17 protein-coding genes are annotated in these 21,296 nt (G+C 64.4%); 8 read left to right on the top strand and 9 right to left on the bottom strand.

From position 1 onward, the window contains the following. Positions 1-55: 55 nt before the first annotated feature. The 7 genes from NLY37_RS12065 to NLY37_RS12035 all read left to right on the top strand — a co-directional run bounded on the left by NLY37_RS12065 (position 56) and on the right by NLY37_RS12035 (position 7,071). Entirely contained in the window at positions 56-1,060 is a 1,005-nt protein-coding gene (locus tag NLY37_RS12065) for an ABC transporter substrate-binding protein (protein ID WP_023670774.1), read from the top strand. A gap of 2 nt (positions 1,061-1,062) precedes the next feature. Beyond that, a complete protein-coding gene (locus tag NLY37_RS12060; protein ID WP_023741613.1) occupies positions 1,063-1,887 on the top strand; it encodes an ABC transporter ATP-binding protein in 825 nt (274 codons plus the stop codon). Next, positions 1,874-2,725: an ABC transporter permease gene (locus tag NLY37_RS12055; protein ID WP_023741612.1), complete on the top strand. Its 852-nt coding sequence runs from the start codon at positions 1,874-1,876 to the stop codon at positions 2,723-2,725. Before NLY37_RS12060 ends, NLY37_RS12055 begins: the two co-directional genes overlap by 14 nt. Positions 2,726-2,923: 198 nt before the next feature. Then, a complete protein-coding gene (locus NLY37_RS12050; protein ID WP_023741611.1) occupies positions 2,924-4,225 on the top strand; it encodes a cytosine deaminase in 1,302 nt (433 codons plus the stop codon). Continuing rightward, positions 4,225-5,628 carry an FAD-binding oxidoreductase gene (locus NLY37_RS12045; RefSeq protein WP_031246110.1) on the top strand — a complete coding sequence of 468 codons (1,404 nt, stop codon included), beginning with the start codon at positions 4,225-4,227 and terminating at the stop codon, positions 5,626-5,628. Before NLY37_RS12050 ends, NLY37_RS12045 begins: the two co-directional genes overlap by 1 nt. 280 nt (positions 5,629-5,908) lie before the next feature. Beyond that, the gene (locus NLY37_RS12040) at positions 5,909-6,490 is read left to right on the top strand and encodes an NAD(P)H-dependent oxidoreductase (protein WP_023741609.1); all 582 of its coding nucleotides are present in this window, start codon (positions 5,909-5,911) and stop codon (positions 6,488-6,490) included. Next, entirely contained in the window at positions 6,490-7,071 is a 582-nt protein-coding gene (locus NLY37_RS12035) for an NAD(P)H-dependent oxidoreductase (RefSeq protein ID WP_023741608.1), read from the top strand. Before NLY37_RS12040 ends, NLY37_RS12035 begins: the two co-directional genes overlap by 1 nt. Before the next feature lie 170 nt (positions 7,072-7,241). Here NLY37_RS12035 and NLY37_RS12030 read toward each other — a convergent pair whose 3' ends face one another. The 5 genes from NLY37_RS12030 to NLY37_RS12010 are packed head-to-tail and all read right to left on the bottom strand — an operon-like array spanning position 7,242 to position 14,775. After that, the gene (locus NLY37_RS12030; RefSeq protein ID WP_023741607.1) at positions 7,242-9,689 is read right to left on the bottom strand and encodes a GcvT family protein; all 2,448 of its coding nucleotides are present in this window, start codon (positions 9,687-9,689) and stop codon (positions 7,242-7,244) included. Then, entirely contained in the window at positions 9,686-10,867 is a 1,182-nt protein-coding gene (locus NLY37_RS12025; protein ID WP_023741606.1) for a pyridoxal phosphate-dependent aminotransferase, read from the bottom strand. The genes NLY37_RS12030 and NLY37_RS12025 overlap by 4 nt, the downstream gene beginning before the upstream one ends. Then, on the bottom strand, positions 10,867-11,766 hold the full coding sequence (locus NLY37_RS12020) for a homocysteine S-methyltransferase family protein (RefSeq protein ID WP_023741605.1): 900 nt from the start codon (positions 11,764-11,766) through the stop codon (positions 10,867-10,869). Before NLY37_RS12020 ends, NLY37_RS12025 begins: the two co-directional genes overlap by 1 nt. Beyond that, the gene (locus tag NLY37_RS12015) at positions 11,763-14,216 is read right to left on the bottom strand and encodes a GcvT family protein (protein ID WP_023741604.1); all 2,454 of its coding nucleotides are present in this window, start codon (positions 14,214-14,216) and stop codon (positions 11,763-11,765) included. The genes NLY37_RS12020 and NLY37_RS12015 overlap by 4 nt, the downstream gene beginning before the upstream one ends. Positions 14,217-14,232: 16 nt before the next feature. Then, positions 14,233-14,775, bottom strand: a complete 543-nt coding sequence (locus NLY37_RS12010; protein ID WP_023690995.1) for a helix-turn-helix domain-containing protein — start codon at positions 14,773-14,775, stop codon at positions 14,233-14,235. A 282-nt stretch (positions 14,776-15,057) separates the two neighbouring features. Here NLY37_RS12010 and NLY37_RS12005 point away from each other — a divergent pair, with 282 nt between their 5' ends. After that, positions 15,058-15,762: a nitroreductase gene (locus tag NLY37_RS12005; RefSeq protein ID WP_023700347.1), complete on the top strand. Its 705-nt coding sequence runs from the start codon at positions 15,058-15,060 to the stop codon at positions 15,760-15,762. An 18-nt stretch (positions 15,763-15,780) separates the two neighbouring features. On the opposite strand, the gene NLY37_RS12000 is transcribed toward NLY37_RS12005, so the two are convergent. From NLY37_RS12000 to NLY37_RS11985, 4 genes are all read right to left on the bottom strand, one after another. Then, on the bottom strand, positions 15,781-17,223 hold the full coding sequence (locus NLY37_RS12000; protein ID WP_023741603.1) for an MFS transporter: 1,443 nt from the start codon (positions 17,221-17,223) through the stop codon (positions 15,781-15,783). A gap of 153 nt (positions 17,224-17,376) precedes the next feature. After that, on the bottom strand, positions 17,377-17,994 hold the full coding sequence (locus NLY37_RS11995) for a sarcosine oxidase subunit gamma (protein WP_023741602.1): 618 nt from the start codon (positions 17,992-17,994) through the stop codon (positions 17,377-17,379). Beyond that, complete coding sequence (locus tag NLY37_RS11990; protein ID WP_023741601.1) at positions 17,987-20,998, bottom strand: sarcosine oxidase subunit alpha; 3,012 nt, start codon at positions 20,996-20,998, stop codon at positions 17,987-17,989. Before NLY37_RS11990 ends, NLY37_RS11995 begins: the two co-directional genes overlap by 8 nt. Then, on the bottom strand, positions 20,995-21,291 hold the full coding sequence (locus NLY37_RS11985; RefSeq protein ID WP_023741600.1) for a sarcosine oxidase subunit delta: 297 nt from the start codon (positions 21,289-21,291) through the stop codon (positions 20,995-20,997). Before NLY37_RS11985 ends, NLY37_RS11990 begins: the two co-directional genes overlap by 4 nt. Positions 21,292-21,296: the final 5 nt, after the last annotated feature.

Genomic DNA, 21,296 nt, shown 5'->3' with positions numbered 1-21,296 from the left:
TCAATGGTGTCGAGCCCGGCGCGTGACGCTCCGGAGCCAACAAAGGGTGGTGTCGATGTACGGAAAACAGAAGATTTCAGCGCTTGCGGTCGCGCTGCTTGGAGCCGGCACGTTCGGCGCGGCAGCAAACGAGAAGGTCACCTTCGGCACCAACTGGCTGGCCGAGCCCGAGCATGGCGGCTACTACCAGGCCGTCGCCGACGGCACCTACGCTGCATGTGGCCTCGACGTGACGATTTCGCAGGGAGGTCCGCAGGTCAGCGGGCGGCCGCTGCTGCTGGCCGGCAAGCTCGATTTCTACATGGGCGGCAATCTGCTGTCGGCCTTCGACGCCGTCCAGCAGGGCATCCCGATGCGCGTCGTCGCCGCCGATTTCCAGAAGGACCCTCAAGTCATCATGTCCCACCCGGGGCAGGGGCTGGACAAGTGGGAGGACTTGAAGAACGCCGACCAGTACATTCTCGGCGACGAGGGCGTCCAGACCTTCTTCCAGTGGATGGTCATCGAACTCGGTTTCGATGCCGCCAAGCGCGTGCCCTACACCTACAACACCGCTCCATTCCTAGCCAACAAGAAGTCGATCCAGCAGGGTTACGTCACCTCGGAGCCTTTTGCGGTCAAGAAGGAAGGCGGCTTCGTGCCCAACCAGTTCCTGCTGGCCGACTATGGCTGGGACACCTATTCGACGACGATCGAGGTGATGCAGGACACGATCGACAAGCGGCCGGAGGTGGTCCAGTGCTTCGTCGATGGCTCGGCCAAGGGCTGGTACAACTACCTCTACGGCGACAACAAGGCCGCCAACGAGATGATCAAGAAAGACAATCCCGACATGAGCGACGAGCAGATTGCCTTCTCGATCGAGCAGATGAAGAAGTTCGGCCTGGCCGATTCCGGCGACACCGAAAAGCTCGGCATCGGCGCCATGAACGAAGACCGGATCAAGAGCTTCTATGACAAGATGGTCAAGGCCAAGGTCACGCCCGAGGGCATCGATATCAAGAAGGCCTACACGCTGGCCTTCATCAACAAAGGTGTCGGAATCGAGCTGAAGAAGTAATCGTGAAGCTGGAAAAGATGGCGCAGGCGCCCATGACGGCATCGGGTGAAGGCCCGATGCTGCTGACGTTGCGCCATGTCGGCAAGGTGTTTTCCAATGGCGTGACTGCATTGAGCGACGTCGATCTCGCCATCCGCGAGGGCGATTTTGTCAGCCTTCTCGGGCCGTCCGGCTGCGGCAAGTCGACGGCGTTGAGGCTGATCGCGGGCCTGTCGACGCCGACATCCGGTCAGCTCGACTGGGGCGGTTCGATCGACCGCGCCAATATCGGCTTCGTCTTCCAGGAACCGACGCTGCTGCCCTGGGCCAATGTATTCGACAATGTCTGGTTGCCGCTCAGGCTGAAAGGCGTGTCGCGTGCCAAGGCGGCGCCGGCGGTGATGGAGATGCTGGAGCGGGTGCACCTGACCGGTTTCGAAAACGCCGTGCCGCGCGAACTTTCCGGCGGCATGAAGATGCGCGTCTCGATCGCACGCGCGATGGTGACGAAGCCGCGCATTCTGTTGATGGACGAGCCGTTCGCCGCCCTCGACGAGATCACCCGCTTCAAGCTCAACAACGACCTTCTGGAGCTGTGGCAGGACGAGCGTTTCACCGTCATCTTCGTCACTCACAGCGTCTTCGAAAGCGTGTTCCTGTCCAAACGCATCGTCGTCATGGCGGCGCGGCCGGGCCGCGTCCATGCCGAGCTTGCCATCCACGCCTCCTATCCGCGAGACGAGGTTTTCCGCACTTCGCCCGACTATGCCGCGCTCTGCCGCCAGGCCTCGGACATCCTGGTCAACGCCATCAACACATCAGCCGGACCGCACCATGACGGCCATTGACCAGAATGCCGCAACGCTCGACGCGGAAGAGGCCGGCCGCGTACGTCAGGAGCGGCTGGAGCGGATCGGCCGGTGGGTCTTGCCTTTGGCGATTATGATCCTGGCGATCTGGCTGTGGGACCGCATCTGCGTGTGGAACGAGATCCCGCAATATATTCTGCCGCGCCCCGGCGTGGTGCTGTGGACGCTCTATAGCGATGCCGGGCTCCTGTTCTCCGCGCTGCTGGTCACGTTGCGCATAACCTTCCTCAGTCTGTTGCTTGCAGTGGTCGGCGGCGTCGGACTGGCGGTGCTGTTTGCGCAATCGAAATGGGTGGAGATGTCGTTCTTTCCCTTCGCCATCGTGCTGCAGGTAACGCCGATCGTGGCGGTCTTCCCGCTCATCAACATCTATGTGGACAACCAGACGGTGAAGCTTTTGCTTTGCGCCTGGATCGTCGCGTTCTTCCCGATCCTGTCCAACACCACGCTCGGCCTCAATTCGGTCGACCGCAATCTGCGCGACATGTTCAAGCTCAACGGCGCGACGCGCTGGCAGCAATTGCGCTATCTCAGACTGCCGGCGGCCATGCCGTATTTTCTAGGAGGCTTGAAGATCGCTGGCGGTCTGTCGCTGATCGGCGCCGTGGTGGCCGAGTTCGTCGCCGGCGCGCAGGGACAATCCTCAGGGCTCGCCTCGCGCATCATCGAGGCCGGCTACCGCCTCAACGCGCCAAGGCTTTTCGCGGCGCTGATCCTGATCTCGCTCACCGGCATATTGATCTTCCTGGTGCTGTCGCTCGTGTCGCATCTCATCCTGCGCCGCTGGCACGAGAGCGCGCTGAAGCATGAGCGGTAGGGGGTTGGGTGACGTGATTGAGATGCTGGCGCGAAACACCCCCCTCTGGCCTGCCGGCCATCTCCCCCTCAAGGGGGGAGATTGGACGTCATCCGGGATTTCGCCAATTATCGACGTTGGAAGACGGGTGCTGTCGGAAAAGCTGCCAATCTCCCCCCTTGAGGGGGAGATGCCCGGCAGGGCAGAGGGGGGCGGTCCTTGATACCGACCTCCGGCTCGTACCATCTCACCAACGTCCGCCTTCACCGGTCGCTGACATCAGGCCTTGCCGCCACTTACGACAGCGACGGCTTCGCCCTGGCCGACATAACGGTCGCCGATGGCAAGATCTCAGCCATCGCCGCGCACAAGAAATCAAAAGCGCCAGCCACCGCCATCGACCTTGCCGGCCGCATCATGCTGCCGTGCTTCGTCGATTGCCACACCCACATCGACAAGGGCCATATCTGGCCGCGCAAACCCAATCCCGACGGCAGTTTCATGGGCGCGCTCAATGCCACCGGCGCCGACCGTGCAGCGCGCTGGAGCGCCGAGGATGTGGCGCGGCGCATGGATTTCTCTTTGCGCTCGGCCTACGCGCACGGCACCAAGGCGCTGCGCACGCATCTCGACAGCGTGCCGCCGCAGGAGGAGACCTCCTGGCCGGTGTTCGAGGCGATGCGGGACAAATGGCGCGGCCGCATCGAATTGCAGGCAGCCTGCCTGCTCGGCATCGAAGGCGTGCGAGACAGAAAGTGGTTCGAGAGGCTGGCCAAGCGTGTGGCTGCGGCCAAGGGCGTGCTCGGCGTCGTCACCTATATGGTGCCGGATCTCGAAGAGCTTCTCGACAAGGTGTTCGCCGAGGCGAACAGGCACGGGCTCGATCTCGATTTCCATGCCGACGAGACCGACGATATCGCGGCGATCTCGCTGAAGAAGATTGCCGAGGCCGCACTCTGGAACGGTTTTGAGGGCAACATACTGGTGGGACATTGCTGCTCTCTGGCGCGCCAGCCGGCCCTCGACGTGCTCGACACGCTGGACAAGGTCGCCAAGGCCAAGCTTGCCGTGGTGTCGCTGCCGATGTGCAATCTCTATCTGCAGGACCGGCGCGCCGACCAGACCACGCCTCGCTGGCGCGGCGTGACGCTGCTGCACGAGATGAAGGCGAGGGGCATTGCGGTCGCGGTCGCCTCCGACAACACCCGCGATCCGTTCTATGCCTATGGCGATCTCGACATGCTGGAGGTCTACCGCATGGCGACGCGCATCCTGCATTTCGACCATCCGGTCGGCGACTGGCCGCAGACGGTGGCGGCGACGCCGGCCAAGGTGATGCGGCTCGACGGTGTCGGGACACTGGCAGCCGGTGGCAGCGCCGATTTCATCGTCTTCAAAGGGCGGAGCTGGACGGAATTGCTGTCGCGGCCCGAATCGGATCGCATCGTCGTGCGCAACGGCCGAGCGATCGACAGGCAATTGCCCGACTATGCCGAGCTCGACGAACTGATGGTGGAATGATGGATGTTTCGGCGCTCAAACGCGATCTCGACGGGATAAAGCTCGACGACAATCCGGCCATCGTCCAGCAGAAGAGCCGCGACTTCTACTGGTACAGCCCGGTGCTGAAGCAGCAGCTCGACCACGTCACTGGCGACCTGATCGTGACGCCCAGGAACGAGGCCGAACTGATCCGCGTGCTTGCCGCTTGCCACCGTCATGGCGTTCCGGTGACGCCGCGCGGCAGCGGCACCGGCAATTACGGCCAGGCGATGCCGCTGTCGGGCGGCGTGGTTTTGAACCTTGCCGAGATGAACGAGATCAAGGCCATAGCGCCGGGCCGCGTCGTCACCGGGCCGGGCGCGATCCTCGCCGACATCGACAGAGCGACGCGCGCGCATTCCGGGCAGGAACTGCGCCTGTCGCCGTCGACCTACAACACCGCCTCGATCGGCGGCTTCATCGCCGGCGGCTCGGGCGGCGTTGGCTCGATCAATTTCGGCGGTCTGCGTGATTTCGGCAATGTGCTGCGGCTGCGCGTCGTCACCATGGAAACCGAACCGAAGGCGCTCGAACTCACCGGCGAGGATTTGCACAAAGTCACGCACGCCTATGGCACCAACGGCATCATCACCGAGGTCGAGATGCCGCTGACTGCAGCCTATGAATGGATCGACGTGATCGTCGGCTTCGACGCTTTCATGCCGGCAGCCCGCTACGGCAACGCGCTGGCACGCCAGGACGGCATCCTGACCAAGCTGATCACGCCGATCGCCGCGCCCGTGCCGCAACTCTATTTCAAGCGCCACCAGAAGTTCTTCCGGGACGGGCAAAGCATCTGCGTCGTCATGGTTGCCCGGCATGGGCTAGACGCGTTCCTCGCCTTCACCCGCCGCGCCGGCGGCGAGGTCATCTTCAATGCTGCGACGGCCACGGACGAAGAGAAAAAGGGCCTGCCGCCGGGCTTCGAACTGGCGTGGAACCATACCACGCTCAGGGCACTGCGGGTCGATCCCGCGATCACCTATCTGCAATCGCTCTATCCGTTTCCCAACCAGCTGGCGCTGGTGGAGAAGATGGACGCGATGTTTCCGGGCGAAGTCTTTTCGCATCTCGAATTCGTGCGCCTCGACGGCAACATCACCTGCTTCGGCCTGCCGCTGGTGAAATTCACCACCGAGGCGCGGCTCAACGAAATCATCCGGCTGCATGAGGAGAACGGCTGCCCGATCTTCAACCCGCACCGCTACACGCTGGAAGAGGGCGGCATGAAGCAGACGGATGAAATCCAGCTCGCCTTCAAGCGCGAGACCGATCCGCAAGGCCTGCTCAATCCCGGCAAGATGATCGCCTGGGAAAATCCGGATTACGACTATCGCTCGGGCCGGACTTTTTTGTTCAAGGGTTTGCAGAGGGCGGGGTGAGAGGTTTGCGCTTGAACACCCCCCTCTGGCCTGCCGGCACCGGCCCTTCGCTGCCGCTTCGGGCGTTCGTCGTTTGGAAAGCCAAGCAATTGGCTCTCCATCGGCTTCGCCGACTACTTCTCACCCCCCTCAAGGGGGGAGATTATTCGCCCCGCCTTCGCCTATCTTCAACGTTGAAAGGACAGGTGCGACACAAAGGCTGCCAATCTCCCCCCTTGCGGGGGAGATGCCCGGCAGGGCAGAGGGGGGTGCCTCGCGCCCACCTCGCAAGTATTTCCCCATGAAAGTCCTCGTCCTCTACGCACACCCGGTGGAGACCAGCTTCAATGCAGGCCTGCACCGCACGATCGTCGAGCGGCTGACGGCCGCCGGCCATGAGGTCGACGATTGCGATCTCTATGCAGAGGATTTCGACCCCAGGCTGACGCGCGGGGAGAGGGTGGATTATCATAACCAACGCAGCCCTGCGGACCCGGCCGCGCCCTATGTCGAGCGGCTGCTCAAGGCCGAGGCGCTGGTGCTGTCATATCCCGTCTGGAACTACGGCTTCCCGGCCATCCTGAAAGGCTTTTTCGACCGCGTGTTTCTGCCCGGCGTGTCGTTCAAATTGGTCGACGGCAAGGCGCAGCCTTCGCTCCACAACATCCGCAAGCTGACCGCCGTCACCACCTATGGCGGCAGCCGGTTCCGCGCCATGCTGATGGGCGATCCGCCGCGCAAATTGGTCAAGCGGATGCTGCGCGCGACGATCAGGCCCGGCGCCTCGGTGTCCTACCTCGCGCATTATTCGATGAACCTGTCGACCGAGAAGACCCGCGCGGCCTTCATGGCCAAGGTCGCGGCCGGGATGGATGAATTCTGATGCGCGTGCTGGTGGTCTATTGCCATCCGGTGCCCGAAAGTTTTTGCGCCGCGATCAGAGATACCGCCGTCGACGTGCTGAAGGCGCGGGGTTGGGCGGTGCGACTGCTCGACCTCTACGCCGAAAAATTCGACCCGGTGATGGGTAGCGAGGAGCGGCGCGCCTACAATGAGCGGGCGCCGGAGGATCCGGCCCTAAAACCGCATTTCGAGCATCTCGCCTGGGCTGAGGCGATCCTGTTCATCTATCCGACCTGGTGGTACGGGCTGCCGGCCATGCTGAAGGGCTGGCTCGACCGGGTCTGGGCGACCGATGTCGCCTTCAAGCTGGGCAAGGGGCGTATCACGTCACTGATGACGCATGTCACCAAGGTTGGCGTCATCACCACCTGCGGCGCGCCGACCTGGTGGAGCGTCGTCGTCGGCCAGCCTGGCCGCAAGACCTTGCTGCGCGGTATGCGCGCGCTGTGCGCCCGCCGCTGCCGGACGTTTTTCCTGGCGCACTACCTGATGGACGCCTCGACGCCAAGGACGAGGGCGGCGTTTCTGGTGAAGGTGCGGGCGAAGCTGGAGCGGTTTTGAGCTTCTTCACCCTCCCCCTTGTGGGGAGGGTAGCGCAGCAAATGCCGCAAGGCGGCTTTTGCGAAGCGGGGTGGGGGGTCTCGTAGGGCGCACCCCCCACCCCGTCTCGCAATCGCCGCTTCGCTCCGACTGCGAGCCGACCTTCCCCACAAGGGGAGGGTAAAAAGGTGCTACATCCTCGTCCGTTCCGCCTTGGAATCGTACATCGGCTTCAGCGATGCTTCCGCCGCAAAACGCTCGCCGGCGATCTCGATCTCGTAGGACGAGGCCAGCACATCCGCCTCGCTCTCGCCCTGGCAGGGCACATAGCCCAGTCCGATCGCGCCGCCGAGATGGTGGCCGTAATTCCCCGATGTGATCGGGCCGACGATCTTGCCGTCGCGCAGGATCGCCTCGTTGTGGAAGAGCAGGGGTTCAGGGTCTTTCAAACGGAACTGCACCAGCCGGCGCGACAGGCCGGCTTCTTTTTTCTTCAGCACCGCATCGCGGCCGATGAACTCGCCCTTGGCGGTTTTGACCGCAAAGCCGAGGCCGGCCTCCAGCACATTGTCCTCGTCGGTGATGTCGTGGCCGAAATGCCGAAACGCCTTTTCGATGCGGCAGGAATCCAGCGTATGCAGGCCGCAAAGTTTCAGGCCGACATCGCCGCCGGCCTCGTCGATCGCCTCGAAGACATGAGCCGCCTGGTCGGTCGAGACATAAAGTTCCCAGCCGAGTTCGCCGACATAGGTGACGCGGTGGGCACGGGCGAGGCCCATGCCGATCTCGATCTCCTGGAAGGTGCCGAATGGATTGTTGTCGTTGGAGAAATCGTTGGGGCTGACCTTCTGGATCAGTTTTCGCGCATCTGGACCCATCAGGCAGAGCACGGCCTCAGCTGCCGTGACATCGGTGATGACTACGAATTCATCGCCGACATGCCGGCGCAGCCAGGCGAGGTCGCGTTGCAGCGTCGCGCCCGGCACGACGAGGAAGTAGGCTGTCTCAGATAGCCGCGATACCGTCAGATCGCTCTCGATGCCGCCGCGCTGGTTGAGCATCTGGGTGTAGACGATCTTGCCGGGCGCCCCATCCATGTCGTTGGCGCAGAGCCTTTGCAGGAAGGCGCAGGCGTCGCGGCCTTCGACACGGATCTTGCCGAACGAGGTCATGTCGAACAGGGCGACCTTGTTGCGGACCGCCAGATGTTCCTCGCGCTGGTTGTCGAACCAGTTCTGCCGCTTCCAGGAATAGCGATATTCGCGCTCCTGTCCCTCGCGGGCGAACCAGTTGGCGCGCTCCCAGCCGGCGACTTCGCCGAACACTGCGCCGCGCGCCTTCAGCTGTTCGTGCAGGGGCGAGCGCCTGACATTCCTGGACGTTGCCATCTGCCGGTAGGGGAAATGGTCGGCATAGAGCAGGCCGAGTGTTTCGGAGACACGCTCCTTGAGATACCTACGGTTCTTCTGGAATGGCTGGGCGCGGCGGATGTCGACTTCCCAGAGGTCGAAGGGCGCTTCGCCGTCATTGATCCACTGCGCCAGCGCCATGCCGGCGCCGCCGGACGAGACGATGCCTATCGAATTGTAGCCGGTCGCCATCCAGTAGCCACGGAGCTCCGGGGCCTGCCCGAGATAGTAGCGGTCGTCGGGGGTAAAGCTTTCGGGGCCGTTGAAGAAGGTGTGAATGCCGGCGGTTGCCAGCATCGGCATGCGGTTGACGCCCATTTCGAGGATCGGCTCGAAATGCTCCATGTCCTCCGGCAATTGGTCGAAGCAGAAATCCTCGCTTATGCCGTCCATGCCCCAGGGCTTGGCCACCGGCTCGAAGGCGCCGAGCATCATCTTGCCGGCATCTTCCTTGTAGTAGGCGCACTCATCCGGCACGCGCAGCACCGGCAGCCGGCCAAGGCCGGGGATCGGCTCGGTGACGAGATAAAAATGCTCGCAGCCATGCAGCGGGATGGTGACGCCGTTCTGGGCGCCGAGTTCGCGCGCCCACATGCCGGCGCAGTTGACGACGATGTCGGCCTCGATCGTGCCCTGGTCGTCGCCTTGCGCCCACGACACGCCGGTGACGCGACCGGCCTTGGTGTGGACCTTGGTGACCTTCACATTCTCGACGACTGTGGCGCCACGCTGGCGGGCGCCCTTGGCCAGCGCCATGGCGATGTTGGCGGGATCGCACTGGCCGTCGAGCGGCAGATGCACGGCGCCGACCACATCGGACACGTTGAGATGCGGGTACATCTCCTTGACTTCACCAGGCGAAATCTCGCGCACATCGACATCGAAGGCGCGGGCGAGCGAGGCCTGCCGGTAAATCTCGTGCTTGCGCTCCTCAGTCAGCGCCACGGTGATCGAGCCGACCTGGCGCATGCCGGTGCCGACTTCGGTTTCGGCCTCCAGCTTGACGTAGAGGTCGGCCGAATATTTCGCCAGCCGCGTCATGTTCTGCGAGCCGCGCAGCTGGCCGATCAGGCCGGCGGCGTGCCAGGTCGTGCCCGAGGTCAGCTGCTTGCGTTCCAGCAGCACGATGTCGGTCCAGCCGAGCTTGGCCAGGTGGTAGGCGACCGAACAGCCGGAGACACCGCCGCCGATAATAACCGCGCGGGCCTTGGTGGGAATGCTTCTGGTCATGCGGCCTCGCGGCGATAGCCGGATGCGAAGCGGCGCAGGCGTTTTGCGGCTTCCTGAAGCACCGGTTCCGGTTGGCAGAGGCTGATGCGGATGTGGCCGGCAGCGGCCTTGCCGAAGCTGGAACCCGGCATGACGCCGACACTCTCCTGGTCGAGAAAGGCCCAGGCGAATTTCTCGTCGTCGGGCTCGACGGCGGAGATGTCGAGCATGACATACATGCCGCCCTCCGAGCCGTGCACGCTGATATTGTTCATGCCGCGCACGGCGTCGAGCAGGACGGTGCGGCGCGCCGCATAGCGTTCGGCGATCTCCTTGACGCCAAAGCGGTTCTCCAGCGCCTCGGCGCAGGCGATCGAGATGAAGGCCGGCAGGCCGTAGGTCGTCACCAGATTGAGATTGGTCAACAGCGTGATCATCTGCGCCGGGCCAGTCAGCCAGCCCATGCGCCAGCCGGTCATGCCATGGCTCTTGGACATCGAATTGATGACCAGCGTGCGCTCCGCCATGCCGGGCAGGCCGCGCGGCGAGATGTGCTCGCCGCCGCCGAGCGTCCAGTAGACCTCGTCCGACAGCAGCCAGAGATCGTGCTCGCGGCAGATCTCGGCCAGCTCTTCCAGACGCTCACGCGAATAGACGGCGCCGGTCGGGTTGTTCGGCGTGTTGATCAAAATGGCGCGCGTGTTGGGCTTGAGCGCCGCGCGGATCATCTCGGCGTGCGGCTGGAAACCGTCTTCGGCCGGCGTCTCGACGACGGTGAAGCTGGCGCCGGCGGCGCTGAAGGTGTTGGGATAAGTCGCGTAGTAGGGCGCCACCACGATAGCGTGGTCGCCCTGGTCGAGAACGGCCTGCACCGCCGCGTAAAGGGCGGCCTGACCGCCCGGCGTGGCGATCACCTGGTCGGGGCTCGTCTCGACCCCGGTGCAGGCGGTCGAGGCCGCCGCCATCGCCCTGCGCAGGCGCGGAACGCCGGGAAGCGGGGTGTAGTGGTGGTTGCTGCCGCGAACCGCCGTCACGCAGGCTTCGATGGTCTGGCTCGGCGTATCGAAATCATGGTCGCCGACCGACAGCATGATGATGTCCTGGCCCGCCTCCTTGCGGGCCCATGCCTCGGTGTGGACCTCCCAGCCATCCTTGCCCGAAGGCACGATGCCGGAAATGCGCGATGACGGTCTGGGCATCAGGATACTCCCGAGATTTCGTGGCCGGCCTGTTCGAGCCGGTCGCGCAAGGCGGCGATGTGGGCAGGGCCGACTTCGCAGCAGCCGCCGACGATGGTGGCGCCAGCGGCGACCCAGCCGAGCGCCTGGTCGGCATAGGCATCCGGATCAAGGTCGTGGCGTGCGTGCAGCACTTCGACCGTTCCGCCATGCTTGAGCGCTTCGACAGAGGTGAAGCCATTGGCATAGGCGCCGACCGGGCCGCCGAGAGCAATCAATTCGGGCAGTGCCGCGGCGATCGCTTCTGGCCGGCAGCAATTCACCAGGCGCGCTGCAACCGTCAGGCCGTCGAGGGCGTCCGCCGCTGCCGCTATTGTTTCGCCGCTGCGCAGCCGCGGCGCGCCGTGATCGGCGAGCGTCCAAGACACCCAGACAGGTTTGCCGCTTTCCGACGCAGCGGTAACGGCCGCACGGCCTTCCTCGGCCGAGGCCATGGTCTCGCACAGGAACAGGTCGACGCCATCGGCCTGCTCTGCGACGATGCGGCGATAGATGTCCAGCGTCTCCTGGAACGATATGGTCAGCGCCGGCGCATAGCTGCCGAACAGCGGTGACAGGCAGCCGGCGATCGCTGCATCGCCTGCCTCGTCGCGTGCCTGTCTTGCCAATTCGATGCCGCGCTTCTGCAAAGGCTTGAAGAGGTCTTCTGCTCCTTCCCGCGCGAGCCGCTCCGGCGTTGCCGAATAGGTGTTGATGGTGATGACGCGAGCGCCGGCCCGGATGAATTCGGCATGCAGGTCACGCACCAGATCCGGCTCGTCGATCAGCACCCTGGCCGACCAGAGCGGCGTCGGCTCGGAGCGGCTGCGGCGGACCAGTTCCTGGCCCATGCCGCCATCGGTGAGAATGACTTTCTTCATGCTCTCAGTCTTTCGTTTTTCGGATCCCACAGCGGCTCGTCTTTCTGCACGACCGCCCTGAAACGATCGCCAAAAATTTCAATCTCGATCGCGGTATCGGGTTCAGCCAGGTCGGCGCGCAGCATGCCGAGCGCGATCGATTTGTCGATGCGATGCCCCCAGCCGCCGGACGTCGTCTCGCCGACGATCTTGCCGTCATGCCAGAGCGTCGACACGGACGGCGCGTCGCAATCGCCTGGGTTTTCGACCACCAGCGTGACGAAGCGCTTCTTCACGCCTTGCTGCTTTTCGTTCTGCAGGGCTGCCTTGCCGCGGAAGTCGGGCTTGTCCCATTTGACGAAGCGCTCGAGCCCGCCCTGCAGGACCGTATAGTCGGTCGACAGGTCGCCCTTCCAGGTCCGGTAGCCCTTTTCGAGGCGCAGCGAATCCAGCGCGTACATGCCGAACGGTTTCAGACCGTGTTTTTGTCCCGCCGTCCAGACGGCGTCGAAGATGGCGGCGGTGTCTCCCACCTTGGTGTGGATTTCCCAGCCGAGTTCGCCGGCGAAGGATACCCGCACCAGCTTCGCCCAGCGGCCGGCGATGGTGGTTTCCTGATGCGTCAGCCACGGCAGCGAGAGATCCGCGCCACAGACCTCGGCCAGGATCTTGCGCGAACTGGGGCCGGCGAGGATTTGCGTCGAATAGTCTTCGGTCCTGTCGGTGAGGGTGAAAGCTGCGTCCTTCGGCAGGCGCGACTTCAGCCATTCGAAATCGTGCCACTGCGCTACCGCCGCGGTGATCAGAGTCATCTGCTCTTCGCCATGGCGCACCACCGACATCTCGGTGACGATGCGGCCCTTGTCGTCGGCGAAATAGGCGAGGCCGATTCGGCCGGGCTTGGGCACCAGGCCGGTGACCTGCAGCGCCAGCCATTCGGCTGCGCCAGGACCTTCGAGGTTGAAGCGCGAGAAGCCGGGCAGGTCCAGAATGCCGGCGGCGTCGCGCACCGCCAGGCATTCTTCGCGCACGCGGTGCTGCCACGGCCCGTCGCGGCGGAAGGTGAGTGTTGCTTCTTCCGACGTGTCGTCACCGGGTTGCGCATACCAGGTGGCACGCTCCCAGCCATTATAGGCGTCGAACTGGGCGCCGAGCGCCTTGATGCGATCGTGGATCGGCGACAGCTTACGGTCGCGCCCGGCCGGCCAGGCATGCCGCGGAAACTGGATGGCGTATTCGTTGCCGTAGATCTCCATGCCCTTGGCGACGCTATAGTCGGGGGCGGCCGCAAAGCTGGTGAAGCGGCGCGGATCGCAGGACCACATGTCCCATTCGGTCTGGCCCTCGGTGATCCACTCGGCCAGCACCTTGCCGGCGCCGCCGCCCTGGGCGATGCCGAAGGTGAAGACACAGGCCTCGAAAGCGTGGGGAACGCCGGGCATCGGACCGATCAGCGGATTGCCGTCCGGCGCGTAAGGGATCGGCCCGTTGATCACCTTGGACAGGCCGGCAGTGCCCAGGATCGGCACGCGGGCTACGGCATCGGCAAGGTAGTGCTCGAGACGGTCGAGATCGTCGGGGAAGAGCTGGAAGGAAAAGTCCTCCGGCATCGGGTCGTTGTGGGTTGCCCAATGCGCGCGGCAATTGCGCTCATAGGGACCGAGATTCATGCCGTTCTTTTCCTGGCGCAGATAGTAGGAGGTGTCGACGTCGCGCAGCAGCGGCAGCTTCTTGCCCTGCTCCTTCGACCACGCCACCAGTTCGGGGATTTCCTCGAACAAGATGTACTGATGGCTCATCACCATCATCGGGACGTCGCGGCCGAACATTTTGCCGACTTCCGCGGCTCGGTAGCCGGCGGCGTTGACGACGATCTCGCAACGGATCTCGCCTTGCGGCGTCCCGACAACCCATTCGTCGTTCTCGCGGCGCACACCTGACACCGGACAGAAGCGGACGACCCTGGCGCCCATGTCGCGCGCACCCTTGGCCAGTGCCTGCGTCAGCTGCGCGGGGTCGATGTCGCCGTCGTTTGGATCGTAGAGCGCACCTTTGAGGTCATGCGTCTCGATGAAGGGATAGCGGCGCTTGACCTCATCAGGGCCGACAATGGCGATGTCCATGCCCTGGTAGCGGCCCATGCCCTTGGCGCGCTGGAACTCCTGCATGCGCTCCTTGGTGTGGGCGAGGCGGAGCGAGCCAGTAACGTGGTAGTTCATGGGATAGTCGACCGCGTCGGCGAGACCGCGATAAAGCTCGGTCGAATAGCGCTGCATGTTCATCAGCGACCAGGACGACGAGAAGGTCGGCACGTTGCCGGCGGCATGCCAGGTCGAGCCCGAGGTCAGCTCGTTCTTTTCCAAAAGCACGCAGTCGGTCCAGCCGGCCTTGCAAAGGTGGTAGAGCGAGGAGGTGCCGACGACACCGCCTCCGATGATCACCACGCGTGCCGTGGTCGGCAAACCGGCCATATTAGAAACCCCTCGTTCAGTAGACAGGCGGCGAAACCACCCAGATGATCACGGCCGGCTCGGTGCCGGGATTGCGCCAGCGGTACGGCTTGCGCTCAAAGCGAAAGGAATCGCCTTCGCCGAGCCGGTGCCAGACGCCGGCTATCTCGATCTCGAAAATGCCAGAGGCGATGTAGCCGGCTTCCTCGGTTGGCCGCAGCTGCTCGCTCTTCATCTCGGCGCCCGGCGCGAAGATCGAACGCACCATCTCGAAACTACCGCCGAGATCGGGCGACAGAAGCTCCTCCACCAGGCCGGATTCGCTTGTGCCAAGCGTGCGCCGGCTGCCGGCGCGCACGATGACGCCGCGCTCCTTCTCGATCGGCACGTCGTGGCTGAAGAACAGGCTGAGCGGCACGCCGAATAAATCGGCGAAGGCCCTGAGGTCGCCGAGCGAAGGAATCGACAGGCCGCGCTCGACCTGGCTGACCCAGCCGACAGAGCGGCCAAGCTTCAGCGCGATCTCAGCTAGCGTCAGCCCACGCGCCTTGCGCAGCGCGCGGATGTCGCTTGCCAACAGGCGCTCGTCAGGTCCCTGCAATGTTTTGGGGATAGCTGGGGGCAAAACGCTCACTTGATGAAAAACTGGAAATGAATTTCATGAGAGCTCATGTCCGTGAAAAAATCAAGAGAATTTTCATGGGCACACAAGATTTGCTTGCGCGATTTTGGAGGTTCATGCAAAGGCTCTGGCACGAGCGGCGGGTGTGGGAATGCGGGTCGGCGACCAAGGATTGAAATCTGCGCAAGGTCTTCTCCGATAGCCGGTTCGGCTTTCGAAGTGTGCGCAAAGGGACGGCCCATGCTGGAAAAAAATGGCCTGGCAGCGCATAACGCGGCTGTTGTCGACGAGGCGATCATCTCGCGCCGTTCAGTGCGCGCCTTCCTGCCCGACATGGTCGATGACGAGACGATCCGAGCCATTCTCGGCGTCGCCGCGCGCGCACCTTCGGGCACCAATATGCAGCCCTGGCGGGTCTATGTCGTCAAGGGCGAGGTCAAGCAGCAGATCACCGATGCCATCCTGAATTCCGGTATCCGCGCCGAAAAGGCCGATTGGGACGAGTATCGCTATTACCCCACCCAGTTCTTCGAGCCGTATCTCACCCGCCGCCGCGCCAACGGTTTCGGGCTCTACGGGGCACTCGGCATCGGTCGCCGCGAGGTCGACAAGATGCGCGCCCAGCACGACCGCAACTTCGTCTTCTTCGACGCGCCGGTCGGCATGATCTTCACCATAGACCGGCGGCTGAACCAAGGCTCGTGGATCGACTACGGAATGTTCCTGCAGAACATCATGGTGGCGGCGCGAGGCAGGGGCCTGCACACCTGCCCGCAGGCCGCCTTCGCGCCCTATCACCGGCAGATCCGGCCGGTGCTCAACATCCCCGACGAGGAGATCGTCGTCTGCGGCATGGCGCTCGGCCTCGAGGATACGTCGAAACCCGAAAACGACTTCCGCACCGACCGCGTGCCGCTGGAAGAGTGGGTGACGTTCAGCGAATAGGGCTCGGCTACCGGGGCCTCATTCCACGTTCATCTGCGCGCCGTGGCCGCTGATATGGGCGCCGTCCTGAGGTGTCAGTCTGAGATAGGCAAACAGCGCACACAAAGTGATGACGCCCTCGACCACGAACAGGATGCGGAAGTCGTTGGTCACCGCCGGCCCGCCGCCAGCCAGGAACGACAACAGCGCCGCCGCCAGGCCGACGCTGATCGCTACCCCCAACTGCCACAGTATGTAGTAGAGTGCGCTGAAGCGGGCGAGCTGGTCGGGCGCGATGTCGGAATAGGCGAGATTGCCGGTCGAAGCCCACTGCGCCGAGCGCAGAACGCCGAAGGCAAAGATATAGACGAGCACGATCCAGACCGGCGTTGTCGCCTCAATCAAGGCGAAGCCCGCTACCATGGCAGCAACGATCGGCGTGTTGACGACCAGCACGCGGCGAAAGCCGAAACGGTTGAGCAGGCGCGGCATGAAGACACGCATGATCAGCGAGCCGATTGCGGCGACGAAAGTCAGCGATCCCGCCTGCACCGCGCTCATGCCGAAGCCGAGCTGGAACATCAGCGGCAAAAGGAAAACGACCGAGCTCAGGCCGATCGTGTCCAGCCCACCACCGGTGAGGAATGAGATGCGAAAGGTGCGGATGCGCAGGAGTTTCAGGTCAAGCAAGGGGTTGCGGGCGCGCAGGCAGTAGAAGGAGGAAAGCGTCAGGATGACGATCGCCAGCGCCAGCTCGGCCGCGATCATGCTGCCGGCGGCGTCTTTGGCCGCAAGCGAATCCATGCCGAAGACCAGCAGGACCATGCCGCTGCCGACCAGCAGGAAGCCCGGGAAATCGAACGGCGTGCGCACCGGTTTGGTAACGGCCGGAAACAGCGACGCGGCAAGAACGGCCGCGGCCAGCGCGAACGGCACGTTGATGAAGAAGATCCAGCGCCAGGAAATGTAGGTCGTCAGCGCGCCGCCGACCAGCGGGCCGACCAGCGGTCCGGACTGGCCGGCCAGCGAAATATACATGTTGATCTTCAGCGTGCGGCTGCGCGGGAAGGTCGACAGGATGACGACCTGGCCGAGCGTCCCCATCAAGGCGCCGCCGAAGCCTTGCAGCGCGCGGGCGCCGACCAGCGTCCAGATGTCGTTGGACAGGCCGCACAGCGCCGATGACGCGGCGAACACCAGCAAGGCGAAGCAGTAGACATTGCGCAGGCCGAAGCGGTCGGCGGCCCAGCCGCCGAGCGGCATCGAGATGATCAGGCTGGCGACATAGACGGTGATCAACAGGCCGAGCTGGCTCGGCGGCCGGCCGAGGCTGTCGCTGATGCCGGGCAGGGCGGTGACCACGACATTCTGGTCGAGGCTCGTCATGAACACACCGCAGGCGACCGTCAGCGGCAGCAGGAGCAAGGCTCTGGCCGACACATCGGCGCGATCCGTGGCGCCGGCGGATAGTTCTGCGGTCATGGGGATGTTCGAACCAAACGACGATGCCGACTCTGAGACGGGAGCTTTTTGATCCCCTGGGCCGGTTGGGCCACGTTCCCCACCATGGGCTTCCATTGGAGCATTCTCTAGCGGCAGAACCGGCTGGCCTTGAGGCCAGAACGGCTGTCGGCCCTACTGAACCTCGTAGCCGACCTCCTCGCTGGCATGGCAGAGCGCCTTCCAGAACGAGCGGGCGAAGGAGCGGAAGACATAGATGTCGAACTGGTCGGCGCCGGTGCGCTGGATCTGCGCAAAGACGTCGTGATGGGTGGTCGAACGGCCGGAGCCTATGGGGAACGCGGGCAGCGCAAAGTCGATGGCGAAGAATTTCGCCAGCACCCATTCGGCCTTAGGGCCGGCGATGCGGATAGCGGTGCGGCCATGCGACAGGTCGGTGATCGTGCCGATTGCCGGGGTTACGTCCCCGGCAAAACTCACCGCCAGGCCCTCGGCCTCGTCGACGACCGTGAATTTTCCAGGCGCGAAACCGAACACGGCCTTGCCGTCCTTGGCGAGACCGCCGCCCGCGCCATCGGGCAAATCGAGGCCGGTGACCTTGCGGATCGCTTCGATCAGCTGCTTTTCCGCGCCCGGCCATGCGGCCAGCTGCAGGATCGAGCCCGGCCTGGTCTCGGTCAGGATGACATCGACGCCATGCTCGAAATTGCCGTGCGAACCCGGATGGAACACCGGCTCGAGCGGCGAGAGGCGCTCGGGTGATTGGCGTTCGGGTGATTGGCGCTCAGCCATGCATGCGGCTCCCGTCCGGGTCGTAGAAATGGTTGGAGACGATCTCGACGGGCCCGAACCGCTTGCGCAGCGGATCGGAGACAAACGCCCGGGTGCCATGGCGCGCCTTGCCGCCTTCGACCAGGGCCAGCGCGATGTGCTTGCCCAGCGCCGGCGAATAGCAGCACGCGGTGATGTGGCCGATGGAATCGTGCGGATTGGCTTCGTCCAGTTCCTCGACGAGGTGGGCGCCGCCATTGAACGGCCGGTTGTCGAGCGAGACTAGGCCGACCAGCTGCAGCCGCTCGGGCGCGATCAGGCCTTCGCGGTCCATCATCGCCGAGCCGATGAACGGCTTCTTCTTCGACAGCATCCAGTCGAGATGCAGGTCGCGCGCCGTGGTGCGCCCGTCGATCTCCGCGCCGGTGACATGGCCCTTTTCGATGCGCATCGTGCCCAACGCCTCCAGCCCGTAGGTGACCAGGCCGAACGGCTTGCCGGCTTCGACAAGGGCTTGCCAGACATGGGTGCCGTAGCCGGCGCCGCAATAGACCTCGAAGGCCATCTCGCCGGAGAAGGACAGCCGGCAAATCATCACCGGCACGCCTGATATCTCGCCGCGCACGATGCCCATGAAGGGCAGGGCAGTGTTGTCGACGGCGGTGCCGGTGACACAGGCGGCGAGGATGGCCCGCGCCTTCGGCCCGCCGATGGCCGCGCCCGCCCATTCGTCGGTTACCGACGTGACATGCACTTTGAGCTCCGGCCAGATGACGTCGAGGAAATATTCCAGATGCTGCATCACCTTGCCGGCGTTGGCCGTGGTGGTCGTCATCAGGAAATCCTGTTCGCCGAGCCGCCATGTGGTGCCGTCGTCGAAGGCCAGCCCATCCTCGCGCAGCATCAGCCCGTAACGGGCCTTGCCGACGGGGAGGGTAGAAAACATGTTGGTGTAGACGCGGTCGAGGAATTCGCCCGCATCCGGTCCCTGAACGGCGATCTTGCCCAGCGTCGAGACGTCGACGATGCCGGCGCTTTCGCGCGTCGCCCTGGCTTCACGGACATAGGCCTGCTCGACCGTCTCGCCGGCAAGGCCGTAGATCATCGGCCGGAACCAAAGGCCGGCCGAATACATCGTCGCGCCATTGACGAGGTGCCAATCATGCATCGGCGTCAGCCGCTCGGGCTTCAAATCGCCGAAGCGCTCGGCCGCCAGCGAGCCGATCGACACCGCGGAATAGGGCGGACGGAAGCGCGTCGTGCCGACTTCGGGGATCGGTTTGCCCACCGCCTCGGCCATGATGGCAAGGCCCGGGACGTTGGAGTTCTTGCCCTGGTCGGTCGCCATGCCGAGCGTGGTGTAGCGCTTCAGATGCTCGACGGAGACAAAACCCTCGCGATGCGCCAGCCGTACGTCTTCGGCAGTCACGTCATGCTGGAAATCGACGAAGCTTTTGCCTTTCGCCCTGATCTCGATCACCGGCGCCGGATCGGGGTTTCCCAGGGCTGCTTCGACATCCGGCAAGGCTGCCGGCGCAGCCGCTCCGCCCGCTGCGGAAAGGCCGGCTGCGCGGCCCTCGGTGATCGCTTCGATGGTCGAGAAGATTCCGTTGAAAGCACCCGCACCAATCCATTGCTGATTTGGCCAGCGCTGTTGCGTTTGCTTTGGCGGCAGGAAGGCTTGGCGGGCAGGGTTCCACTCGGCTCTCGCGCCAGCCTGGCTGGCGAGATGGATGGTCGGCGACCAGCCGCCCGACATCAGCAGGCTATCGGCGTGGATGCTGCGGGCGTCACCGCTGAGCGCGCCCGAGTTCATGTCGAAGCGCTGCACCTTGAGGCCGGAGAGCGCCTTGCCGCCTTCGGTGGCGACCACGGCATGGCCGGAGAGGATTTCGGCTTCGGCCTCGGTGGCGAGGCTGCGCATTTCGGCCGAAAGCTCGGGGCGCACATCGACGATGGCGACAATAGCTGCCCCGGCCTTCCTCAGCGCCAGAGCCGAGCGATAGGCGCTGTCATTGTTGGTGAACAGCGCGATCCTGTCGCCGGGCAGCACGCCATAATCGTTAGCATAGCGCTCGGCGGCATGCGCCAGCATGACGCCCGGCCGGTCATTGCCGGGGAACACAAGCGGCCGCTCGAAAGAGCCGGTGGCCAGCACCACCGTCTTGGCGCGGATCGCCCAGTAGCGATGGCGCGGCTCGCCCTTGCCGGGCGTTTCCTTGTGGTCGGTGACGCGCTCGAGCGCGGCTAGCGTGTTGCCGTCATAATAGCCCCACACCGTGGTGCGCGGCAGCAGGCGGACCGTGTCATGGCCTTCGAGCTGGCTGACGGCGCGCGCCGCCCAGTCGGCGGCCGGCGCGCCGTCGATGGCCTCGCCGGACCAGTTGGCCGAGCCGCCGAAACGCGGTTCGAGCTCGGCCAGGATGACGCGCGCGCCCTGGTCGGCAGCGGCCTTGGCGGCTGACAGGCCGGCCGGGCCGGAGCCGACCACCAGCACGTCGCAAAACGCGTTCATGCGCTCGTAGCGCGAGGTGTCGGCGGCAATACCGGCGCGGCCCAGGCCGGCGGCGCGGCGGATGAAATGCTCGCAGAACATCCAGAATCTGGTGCCCTTCAGCGGGCCGAAGACCGGACCCATGAAGGTCTTGTAGTAGAAGCCGGCGGCCAGGATCTTGCCGCCGAGCTGGTTGACGGCGTTGATGTCCCAGGCGAGCGAGGGAAAGCGGTTCTGGCTGACGGCCACCAGCCCGTCATAGATCTCGACCATGGTTGCGGCGATGTTGGGCTCGCGCACTTCGCCGCGCAGCACCGTCACCAGCGCGTTCGGTTCCTCGACGCCGGCCGAGAGCAGGCCGCGCGGGCGGTGGTATTTGAACGAGCGGCCGAACAGCGTCACGCCGTTGGCAAGCAGCGCCGAGGCCAGCGTGTCGCCGCCATGGCCGGTGTAAGGCGTGCCGTCGAAGGTGAAGCGGATGGTGCGCAGGCGGTCGATGCGGCCGCCGGTCTCGGTGCGGCGCGGGCTCACGACTTGCCTCCGGCTTTGTGCCGGGCACCGGCATTGTGGTCGACGCGGGCGAAACCGGTGCTGGAAATCTCATGCGTGACCGTGTTGCGCACCATCCTCAGATGGGTGCGGCAACCGCCGGAATGCTGCCAGATCTCATTGTGGTCGCCGGCCGGGTTCAGGCGGTCGTAGACATAGGCGTTCCAGGCGTCGAGGTCCTGCGAGTTGGGCTGCGGGCGCTCGCGGTTGCCGTCGCCCTGATAGGTGAACTCGATGACGTCGCGCGGGCCGCAATAGGGACAAGTGATAAGCATTTGTT

Origin of the sequence: Mesorhizobium sp. C395A (assembly GCF_030323205.1) — a bacterium.
GTDB lineage: Bacteria > Pseudomonadota > Alphaproteobacteria > Rhizobiales > Rhizobiaceae > Mesorhizobium.
This window is presented reverse-complemented; position numbering and strand designations above follow the sequence as displayed.